This window comes from Massilia eburnea, assembly GCF_009720745.1.
Taxonomy (GTDB): domain Bacteria; phylum Pseudomonadota; class Gammaproteobacteria; order Burkholderiales; family Burkholderiaceae_D; genus Rugamonas; species Rugamonas eburnea.
The window spans coordinates 1-301 of record NZ_WNKX01000088.1 but is presented as its reverse complement, the minus strand read 5'-3'; the positions used below and the strand labels follow the sequence as shown (position 1 = coordinate 301).

Here is a 301-nt window from a genome sequence, read left to right as displayed (position 1 = left end):
GGCTGCGGGCATGGGCGGCATGGGCGGCGCCAGCGGCACAGTTGCCACCGGCGGGTCGACTTCCAGCCAGGGCGCGACGGGCGGCGCCGCCTCGAGCGGCAATGCGGGCGCCAGCAATACGGCCAACAACGGCATGGGCGGCACGCCACCGATCACCAGTACCATGGGCGACCAGAACAGCACCGCCGGCACGACCACGTCGACTGGCGGCAATCCGTCCAGTTCGGGTAATTCGGCAACGTCGGGCGCCGGCACCAGCGGCGCCGGCGGCTTGGCCGGCGCGGGCGGCGCCGGCGGTGCA

Annotated in this window: 1 pseudogene; it reads left to right on the top strand. The window is 74.4% G+C overall.

Annotated elements, in window-relative coordinates:
- Nucleotides 1-301 (top strand): annotated as a pseudogene (locus tag GM658_RS29020) (hypothetical protein); the annotation flags it as partial.